This is a genomic window from Actinomyces bouchesdurhonensis (genome assembly GCF_963540955.1).
In the GTDB taxonomy this organism is placed as follows: Bacteria; Actinomycetota; Actinomycetes; order Actinomycetales; family Actinomycetaceae; genus Pauljensenia; species Pauljensenia bouchesdurhonensis.
In genome coordinates this window covers 1-9,537 of sequence record NZ_CAUTSL010000071.1, presented here as the reverse complement: position 1 = coordinate 9,537, position 9,537 = coordinate 1, and the positions used below count along the sequence as shown (strand labels likewise).

Annotated in this window: 6 protein-coding genes; 4 read left to right on the top strand and 2 right to left on the bottom strand. The window is 65.5% G+C overall.

Going from position 1 to position 9,537, the window contains the following annotated elements:
- Nucleotides 1-1,595: phosphoglucomutase (alpha-D-glucose-1,6-bisphosphate-dependent) (gene pgm / locus RYL44_RS09385; protein ID WP_314975807.1), on the top strand; the 1,595-nt coding region annotated here is incomplete at its 5' end.
- Between the two features lie 1,068 nt (nt 1,596-2,663).
- On the opposite strand, the gene RYL44_RS09380 is transcribed toward pgm, so the two are convergent.
- Both RYL44_RS09380 and RYL44_RS09375 read right to left on the bottom strand, forming a co-directional pair.
- Nucleotides 2,664-3,182 (bottom strand): DUF6301 family protein, encoded by a 519-nt coding sequence (locus RYL44_RS09380; RefSeq protein ID WP_314975806.1) that lies wholly within the window; start codon nt 3,180-3,182, stop codon nt 2,664-2,666.
- 523 nt (nt 3,183-3,705) lie between these two features.
- Nucleotides 3,706-4,983: an IS30 family transposase gene (locus RYL44_RS09375; RefSeq protein WP_390883822.1), complete on the bottom strand. Its 1,278-nt coding sequence runs from the start codon at nt 4,981-4,983 to the stop codon at nt 3,706-3,708.
- Between the two features lie 224 nt (nt 4,984-5,207).
- Here RYL44_RS09375 and RYL44_RS09370 point away from each other — a divergent pair, with 224 nt between their 5' ends.
- Genes RYL44_RS09370 through RYL44_RS09360 form a run of 3 tightly spaced genes read left to right on the top strand, consistent with a single transcriptional unit; the run spans nt 5,208 to nt 9,341 of the window.
- The gene (locus RYL44_RS09370) at nt 5,208-6,548 is read left to right on the top strand and encodes a hypothetical protein (RefSeq protein ID WP_314975804.1); all 1,341 of its coding nucleotides are present in this window, start codon (nt 5,208-5,210) and stop codon (nt 6,546-6,548) included.
- Nucleotides 6,545-7,840: a hypothetical protein gene (locus RYL44_RS09365; RefSeq protein ID WP_314975803.1), complete on the top strand. Its 1,296-nt coding sequence runs from the start codon at nt 6,545-6,547 to the stop codon at nt 7,838-7,840. The genes RYL44_RS09370 and RYL44_RS09365 overlap by 4 nt, the downstream gene beginning before the upstream one ends.
- The gene (locus RYL44_RS09360; RefSeq protein WP_314975802.1) at nt 7,833-9,341 is read left to right on the top strand and encodes a multicopper oxidase domain-containing protein; all 1,509 of its coding nucleotides are present in this window, start codon (nt 7,833-7,835) and stop codon (nt 9,339-9,341) included. Before RYL44_RS09365 ends, RYL44_RS09360 begins: the two co-directional genes overlap by 8 nt.
- The last annotated feature ends 196 nt before the right edge of the window (nt 9,342-9,537 follow it).

Genomic DNA, 9,537 nt, shown 5'->3' with positions numbered 1-9,537 from the left:
TCCCTGACCCGACCGACGTGGGACAGCGCGTCGCGTTCGGAACGTCGGGCCACCGTGGCGCTTCGCTGGACGGTAAGTTCAACGAGGCGCACATTATCGCCATTACTGCGGCGATCATTGAGTACCGCGCGTCGCAGGGTATTAACGGCCCGCTGTTCATTGGCCGTGACACGCACGCGCTGAGTGAACCCGCGTGGCGTACCGCCCTGGAGGTCCTCGCGGGTGCGGGGATCGAGACGCGAATTGACTCGCGCGGCTCCTACACGCCGACCCCGGCTGTGTCGGTCGCGATCCTGGGCGCGAATGGCGCGCCGGCGAATCTGCGCACGGAGGGTGATGGCCTGGCCGACGGTATCGTCGTGACCCCGAGCCACAACCCGCCGCGCGATGGCGGTTTCAAGTACAATCCGCCTCACGGCGGCCCTGCCGACACGGATGCGACCGGTTGGATCGCGGCGCGCGCGAATGAGCTGTTGGATTCGGGCGAGTGGAAGGATATTCCCCGCGTCACCGGTTCTGAGCTGTTGCACGACCCGAACATCAAGCCCTTTGATTACCTCGAGTTCTACGTGTCGCAGCTGGATCAGATCATCGACATTGATGCGATCCGTAATGCGGGCGTGCGTATTGGAGCGGACCCGCTGGGCGGCGCTTCGATCGACTACTGGGCGGCTATCGGCGAGCGTTACGGTCTGGATCTGACGGTCGTTAACCCCGAGGTGGATCCGGCGTGGCCGTTCATGACGCTGGACTGGGATGGCAAGATCCGTATGGATTGTTCGTCGCCGTACGCGATGGCGTCTCTGCGTCAGGCCATGACCCCGGATGCTGAGGGCAACACGCCGTATGACATTGCGACGGGTAACGACGCGGATTCGGATCGTCACGGCATTGTGACGCCCGATGGCCTGATGAACCCGAACCATTTCCTGGCTGTGGCCATCGAGTACTTGTTCACGCACCGTCCTGGTTGGGGCAAGGACGCGGCTGTGGGCAAGACGCTCGTGTCTTCTGCGCTGATTGATCGCGTTGTTGCTTCCATGGGTCGGGACCTGGTTGAGGTTCCCGTGGGCTTCAAGTACTTCGTGCCCGGCCTGTTGTCGGGTGCGCTGGGCTTCGGCGGCGAGGAGAGCGCGGGAGCGTCCTTCCTGCGCAAGGACGGCACTGTGTGGTCGACTGATAAGGATGGCATCATCCTGGCGCTGCTGGCTTCGGAGATCCTGGCGGTGACGGGTAAGACCCCCTCGCAGCTGCACAGGGAGCAGGTGGAGCGCTTTGGTGCTTCCGCGTACGCTCGTATCGACGCGGCTGCCTCCCGCGAGGAGAAGGCGAAGCTTGCGGCCCTGTCTCCTGAGGACGTGACCGCGACTGAGCTTGCCGGCGACCCGATTGTCGCGAAGCTGGTGCGCGCCCCCGGTAACGACGCGCCGATCGGCGGCCTGAAGGTGACGACGGAGTTTGCGTGGTTCGCGGCTCGCCCGTCGGGCACTGAGGACGTGTACAAGATCTACGCGGAGTCCTTCAAGGGAGCCGAGCACTTGGCGCAGGTCCAGGAGGCCGCGAAGAAGGTCGTGTCTGACGCCCTGAACGGCTGACGCTCTTACAATGCCCGCTCACGCGGGTTGCTGGGGGCGGCGCTCACGCGTGTGAGCGCCGCCCCCGTTGTCATGTCACGCTGAGTCCATCGCTAACGGTTACGCCAGGGTCCACGCGATCACAGCGGAAGCGCGACGAGGCGCGGGCGTACACGGCCTGTTATACTGGCGGGTAGGACAAGGGCTGACATGGGCCTTCCACTTTCGGGTGGTGGTGACCGCGAAACCCGGTGATCAAGTGCCCAAGGACTAATAGCCTTCGTGGCGGCAGACTGATACCGTGTCCTGCAAACCCCCTTCCCTATGGGTTGGGTGTTTCGTGGCTCTTCGCATTGTGGGGTGTGGGGGTGGTGTTCGAAGCGTCCCGGGGATCGTGGACAGTGTCGTGGGACGACGACCGAACACAGGAGTTCGCCTTGGGCGCCTCATCAACCAAAACTCGCATGCAATTCGGGTGCCCGAACTTTCTGCAGCACCCGAAAACGTTGCAATTCCAACGGTGCGATTTCAACGTTTGACATACGTGCCGGGGAATTGCATGCGACATTTCTGAGGAAACAACATGAGGTGCCACAAAGACCCCACGCAGAAGACAACTCAAGCCCAGCAGACCCCCACAACCCCGACAGCCGCCACAAGCGCGGGGGCGCTACACCCGATCAGGGGCGCTACACCCGATAAGGGGCACTGCACCCGAACAGAAGAGGTGCATTGCCTACGGATCGGGTGCAGCGCCCCAATACACAAGAACAAACGCGGAACTGACAGGGCCCATCTACTCCCCGCCACAACCAGCCCGGGCGCGTCGGGCGGATTAATTGTGCCCCATGGACACTGCCCCACCGCGAGCGTCGTGCAGGTCGCACGTAGCGACTCATGTTGCACTCTGTTGATACTGACCCCAACAGCAACCCCACAGAAACCCAAGCCCCCACCGTATGCCCAAGGACGGCAGAACTCCCTATCAAGCCAGCAGGCGGCCGCGCCCCCCGCACCACCGAGGCCAGCCACACCCCGGCAGTATGCCCGAGGCCAGCCGCACCCGGGCGCCGAGACTACCCGCCGGTACTACTCGTCCTCCGAGATATACCCCTTGGCAACCAGGCGCGCATACTCGCTCTCAATAAACATCTCCTCAGGAGACTTAATGTAGCACTCAACGAAGGAACGACATCCCCCCGGATTAATACCCACCCCCTGCGGAGAAATATACAGAGCGTCATAAAACCCATTCCTATTCTTGCACTGCTTGGGCTTGCCGTATCGGCTCTTCAGAATGTCGCAGAAGTGCCGGTAAATCACCAGGGCATCCTTCAGTGAATCCCCCCGAGCCTCCTCAGGCGCAATATCAGTAATTAGAAAGTTAAATGAATTTACAACTCCCTGTCGACTGCTAAAGCTAGACGAAAGCTCGTGAGGTTGAATATCGGAAGTAAACAAACTTGGCTTATCTTCTTTGGGTACCCAGCCGAAGTGGTCGCGCAACTGGTAGCCGTCTTCGATGGTTTTGGGCCAGGGTGAGTCCACCCACGCCTCAAGAATCTCGATGAAACGATCATCGGACAACACGGTGAACTCAAAGGACATGATCCTCCTCTAGTGGCCCTTGATGGCCTGGTCGACACCAACAACACGCACGCCGCTCACGCACAGGATGGATCACAACCAGCCCCAACAGCAACCCCACAGAAACCCAAGCCCCCGCAGCACAACCAAGGACGACAACACCCCGGCAGTAAGCCCAAGGGTCCCCAAGCCCGACAGCGAGACCAAGGACAGCAGGACTCCGTATCAAGCCAGCAGGCGACCGCGCCCCCGCACCACCGAGGCCAGCCATACCCCGGCAGTAAGCCCGAGGCCAGCCGCACCCGGGCACCGAGACCACCCGCCGGTACTACTACTCGTCCTCCGAGATATACCCCTTGGCGACCAAACGCGCATACTCGCTCTCAATAAACATCTCCTCAGGAGACTTAATGTTGCAGTCAATGAGAGACCGATTGCCACCAATACTGATGCCAACACCGCGGGAAGTAACATACGTCGAACGGTAGTACCCCCCCTTGTTCCTGCGCTGCTTGCCGTATTCTAGGGGTGGTTGCAACACATGCTATGCCCTGAGCAGCAGCTCGAGGCGCTGCTTGGGTGTGTCCCAGTTTAGCGTTTTACGGGGGCGTTCGTTGAGCTGGTCGGCGATGGCGTCCAGGTCTGCTTCGGTCAGGGGCGATAGGTCGGTGCCTTTGGGCATGTATTGGCGCAAGAGCCCGTTCGTGTTCTCGTTCGTGCCGCGTTGCCAGGGTGAGTGTGGGTCACAGAAGTACACGTCAAGGCCTAGCTCGGAGGCAATCTTGCGGTGTTGGGCCAGCTCGCTTCCCTGGTCCCAGGTCAGTGACAGACGCAAGGAGTGCGGTAAGTCTGCGAGCTTTCCGATAATGGCGTCTTGAACTTCAACGGCGGTGTGTCCGTTGGGCAAGTGGAGCAGCATCGTGTACCGGGTGGAGCGTTCCACGAGCGTGCCGACGGCGGATTGTCCTTTGGCTCCGATGATCAAGTCGCCTTCCCAGTGTCCGGGGACCGCCCGGTCTTCCACACTGGCAGGCCGCTCGCTGATCATCACCATGGGGTCCTTGAATCGTGGTCGTACCTGGCGAGAGTATGCGGCTGGGCGCCTACGGGCACGACCTTGGCGCATCAGGGAAGCGATCTCTTTGCGGAGTGTGCCTTTGGCTTGGATGAAGATGGACTGGTAGATCGTCTCCACGCACGGGTTCATGCTCTGATTATGCGGGAAACGCATGCGCAAGTATGCGCAAATCTGTTCTGGGCTCCACCTGAGCTCAAGCTTGTCCCAGATGATGCCCCACAAGCGAGGATTGGCGCATTTGCGCGCTTTAGGACGTTTGAGTCGCTTGCCTGCTCGCATGTGAGCGATGTAGGGGTTGTAGCACGTGGAGGTAATCCCGTTTCGTCTCAGCTCCCGGCTCACCGTCGAGGGCGAACGCCCCAACCGGCGGGCAATGTCCCGAATCGAGACTCCCTCGACGCGCCATCCGAAGATGAGCATGCGTTCCTTGAGCGACAAGAACCGTTTACTGATCCGATGCGGTTGGCATTTCATGTACAGACGGTACCAGTGCTCCTGCGGAGCGATGCTGGCTCGCTCACACCGTCCACTTGAGCGAGTCCGGCCATTACGCCAGACCTTACCCGTCCGCTTCGAAACCCCGACAGCATGAGCTGCCTGCGTGAAGTTCAAACCATCAGCAAGAGCCCGAACATACTCCCGATGCCGAGCCTGACACGCCTCACGACGGGAGGGGTATTCAACCCCCCGAAAAACACGACCAAGATTGGCCACAACGAACTCCTTCACCAAGAACCGTTGCAACCACCACTAGAACCTAGCACGTTCAGACCAGCGAATTTGCAACAGAAACACCCCCACGTACCGACGATTTACAGCGGTCCACGGCCCAGCAAAGGGCCCAGTTGGCACGCGGGGAACATTTTCACGGCGCGCACCCATAGAAATATGGGCCGTGGGCCGCTACCGTGGTGATAGTTCGACTCGTCGGCTCGCCGACGCCGCCCGCCGACACCAGGAGCGCCCACATGAGCGAGGCCCCCAGCCCTGCCGCCCGCGACGACGGAGCGCGCGAGCACGCCCCGGCCTCGTCAAGGAAACCACGCACGAGTCCGCCGATCCCCTCCCTTCCCAAGGCGCGACTCGCGTTCCTGCTCCTGGCGGGCGTCGCGCTCCTCGCGGGCCTGGACGCCTCCCTCGTGCGCCTGGGAGCCATCGCACCCGTGGCCTCGACGAGCCTGGGGACCGTGCACGGGCTCCTCATGATCTACGGGTTCCTGGGCACCGCGATCTGCCTGGAGCGCGCGGTCGCCCTGCAGTCCGACGGGCGGCGCCCGTGGGCCTACGCCGCTCCCCTGCTGACCGGCGCGGGCGGCATCAGCGCGGTCGTCGTTTCCCTGAACGGGACCGCGCGCGAGGCGCTCGCAACCCTGCCGATCCCCCGCTACCTCGCCGCCCACCTGAGCGGCTTCGCGCCCGAGCGGATGATGCCCGGCTTCCTCATCACCCTCGGAATGGCCCTGCTGACGGCCATCTACTGCTACGTGTGGGCGCGCCGGCAGGCCACCCACGCGGTCCTCATCCAGCTGATGGGCGCGCTCATCGGGCTGGGCGGCATCCTCCTGTGGTGGCGGGGCCTCGAAACGCCGCGCGCGGTGCCGTGGTGGCTGGCCTTCCTGATCGTCACGATCGTCGGCGAGCGCGTCGAACTCGCGCGACTCGCCTTCGCGTCCGGCTCCACCGAGCGGCGCATCACCGCCGAGAGCGCCGCCCTCATGGTGGGCCTGACCGTCGCCCTCTACTCGCCCACGATCGGTTATCCCCTGATCGGCCTGAGCCTGGGTGTCCTCATGGCCGACACCGCGTGGCACGACGTCGCGCGCGGCACCGTGCGCATGAGCGGCCTTCCGCGCCTGGCGGCCGTGTGCATGCTGAGCGGCTACGCGTGGGCGCTCGTGCCCGCACTCATGTGGGTGATCGCGCCGCCCGCCTTCGACGGATACGGCTACGACGCGGGCGTCCACGCGGTCACGATCGGTTTCGTCGTCTCGATGCTGCTCGCCCACGCGCCCGTCATCATCCCGGCGGTTGCCCGCCGCGAGGTCCCCTACCACGTCGCCATGTGGGTGCCCTTCGCGTTCCTGCAGATCTCCCTCCTCGTCCGCCTCCTTGCGGGCGCGCGCGAGGCCCCCTACCCGTGGCGCCTGGGCGGCTCCCTGGGTGTCGTGGGCGTGCTCTTGTTTGTCGCGACGACGCTGACGGTGACGATTCGCCGGGCGCGCGCACTCTCGCGCGAGGTTGGTACCGGGGACGAGGCCGACTCCCCCTCCGCGGTTCCGGCATCCCCGGGCGCAACGGAGGGGCGATGAGCAAGCCTCGAGTTCCCCGCACCGACCGCGCGACATCGGTGTGGATGTGCGCGGCGGCGGCGTGCGCCGCGATCACGATCGTCGCGCGAGGGCGTATCCCGCGCAACCTGTGGACGATGATCCACCTGGTGACCCTGGGCGTCCTGTCGAACGGGATCTTCCAGTGGTCCTGGTACTTCACGCGCGCGCTCGCGCACCTGGCCCCGGGCGATCGGCGCGCGGGGCGCGACAATACCGTGCGCATCATTGCTTTCAATCTCTCCCTGCTGGTGCTCATCGGCGGCATGTGGTCGGGCCTGTGGTACGCGACCGTCACGGGCGCTACCGTCGTCGGCGCGATCGCCGCATGGCACGGGTGGGCGCTGCTCACCGCGTCCCGCGAGCGCCTGGCGTCGCGTTTCGCGGTGATTATTCGCTACTACATCGCGGCGGCGTTCTTCCTGGTGGTCGGCGCGACGCTGGCCGGTTTCGTCACGGTGGCCATGTTCGACGCGGACGCGCCCGCGTGGCTGGCCGAGGCCCGGGATCGTCTGACGGTCGCCCACGCGCTGGCGGGGGTCGCCGGCTGGCTGGGCCTGACGATGGGGGGAACCCTGGTGACGCTCGGGCCGACCGCGATGCGCACGCGCATGGATCCGCGGGCCGTGTCCTTCGCGACGAGCGCGCTGCCCCTGTGGGTGGGGGCGCTCCTCGTCGCCGGCGCGGGAGTCGTGACCGGGTCGATGCGCGTGGCCTCCGTGGGGTTGTTGGTCGTCGTGGGCACGGCGGCGCTGGGCGTGGGTGTTCCGCTCTGTCGCGCGGCGCTGGCGAAGGGCCCGGCCGAGTACGGCGCGTGGTCCCTCATGCTGGGTGCCGCCTGGATTCTCGTCGCGGGCGCGGGGGCGTCCCTGCGCGCCTTCGAGGGGGCGGACGCGACCGGCCTGCGCGCGGCGTTCCTGCCGTGGCTGCCGATCCTCGGCGCGGCCGGCGTGGGTCAGCTCTTCGTCGGCGCGCTCACCTACCTGATGCCCGTCGTCATCGGCGGCGGCCCGTCCGCGGTGCGCGTCGGGGTCGGCGTGCTCGAGGCCGGGGCTCCGATCCGGGAGGCGTCTCGCAACGTGGCCGCAGTCTTCGCGCTGTCCGTCGCGTCCCTCGGCGGCGTGTCCGCCGAACGCCTCACCATCGCCGCATGGGTGGTCCTGCTGGCCACCTTCATTGTCGACATCGTCCTCATGGCCCGCTGCGGCGTGGCCCAGGCGCGCGTCAAGCGCGCCGCCCAATCCCCCACCACACAAGGAGGCCGCCGTGGCTGACCTGAACCTGTCCGCGTCACCGTCGCCGGGAGGAGACGCCCCGAAGACGTCCGCGTCGAAGGGCGCCGCGTCGAAGGAAACGCCGAAGCTGCGCATGAGTCCGGCGGGCGACCACTCGCCCGTGAGCCGCACGGCGGGCGCGATCATTGGCGTCGTCTCCGTCGTGGCGCTCGCGCTGGCGATCTTCCTGTCCAACCCCACAGCGCCCACCACGCAGGTAACGGGAACGGGGACCGGGGCCACGGCCTCGTCCGTGACGCCGACCGGGCACACGACCCGCGTGTCGGTAGGCATCGATGGGATGGCCTTCACGCCCAGCCACATCGAGGTCCCGGTCGGCGACCGCCTCATCATTGACTTCACAAACTCGGGGGACCAGCGCCACGACCTGGTGTTCGAGAACGGCGTGACCTCCGGGTCTCTGGCGACCGGCGAGACGAAAGAACTGGACCTCGGCGTCGTCTCCGGCGACCTCGAGGGCTGGTGCTCCCTGCCCGGACACCGCGAAATGGGCATGACGCTGCACGTGCAGGCCACGGGCGCCACCTCCGGCGCCTCATCCTCCGCCCGGACCACGGCCCCGGGCAGCCACGACCACGGCCAGGACGCCGCCGCCGGCCCCGCTACTCCGACCGAGCTGACGGACTACGCTGCGACGATCACCCCGCGCGACCCGGTCCTGCCGCCCGCCACAAGCGAGACCGAGCGCCACTACACGTTCACGGTCACCGAACAGACCGTCAACGTCACGAGCTCGCTGACCCGCCAGACGTGGACCTTCAACGGGGACGCGCCCGGCCCGATCCTGCGCGGACACATCGGCGACACCTTCCACATCACGCTCGTGAACAACGGGACGATGAGCCATTCGCTGGACTTCCACGCGGGCCTCGTCGCCCCCGACAACGTCATGCGCTCGATCGAGCCCGGGCAGAGCCTCGAGTACACCTTCGTCGCGAAGAACGCGGGCATCTGGCTCTACCACTGCTCGACCGCGCCCATGTCCATGCACATCGCGAACGGCATGTTCGGCGCCGTCATCATCGACCCAACCGACCTGGGTTCGGTCGACCGCGAGTACGTGATGGTCGCCTCCGAGCTCTACCTGGGCGCGGACGGACAGAGCGCCGACGCCTCCCTCCTGTCAGCCCTGGCGCCCAACGCAATGGCCTTCAACGGCGTGCCCTTCCAGTACAAGGCGCACCCCATCCAGATGAAGACCAACGAGCGCGTGCGCGTGTGGGTCATGGACGCGGGCCCGAACCTGGCGACCACCTTCCACGTCGTGGGCACCCAGTTCGACACCGTGTGGCGCGAGGGCGCCTACGTCATCCGCGGCGGCGGCAGCGGCGGCGGCTGGGGCCAGGTCCTGACCCTGGGCGCCGCCGAGGGCGGCTTCGTCGAGTTCACGCCCACCGAGGCCGGCCACTACTCCTTCGTCAACCACGCGCTCTCCCTGGCGGAAAAGGGCCAGACCGGCGTCTTCGAAGTGAGCGACTGAGCCTGCTCCCCTTTCCCTGCCACGGCCTCGTCCACGTTCGACGAGGCCGTGGCCGTTTCCCGCTCTCGCGCGCGGAAAAAGGGGGTTAGCTACACCCCATCGTGACGGGCGTTGCCGCCCTCCGACCGACGATACAATAGCGGGATGCTGGGTACCTATCTCGACATTTTGCGTTACCGTCAGGCCTGGAAGTTTT

Excerpts from the sequence above, each read along its gene's own strand:
- RYL44_RS09370 (WP_314975804.1), top strand. The coding sequence starts at position 5,208 with ATGAGCGAGGCCCCCAGCCCTGCCGCCCGCGACGACGGAGCGCGCGAG.
- RYL44_RS09380 (WP_314975806.1), bottom strand. The coding sequence starts at position 3,182 with ATGTCCTTTGAGTTCACCGTGTTGTCCGATGATCGTTTCATCGAGATT.
- RYL44_RS09365 (WP_314975803.1), top strand. The coding sequence starts at position 6,545 with ATGAGCAAGCCTCGAGTTCCCCGCACCGACCGCGCGACATCGGTGTGG.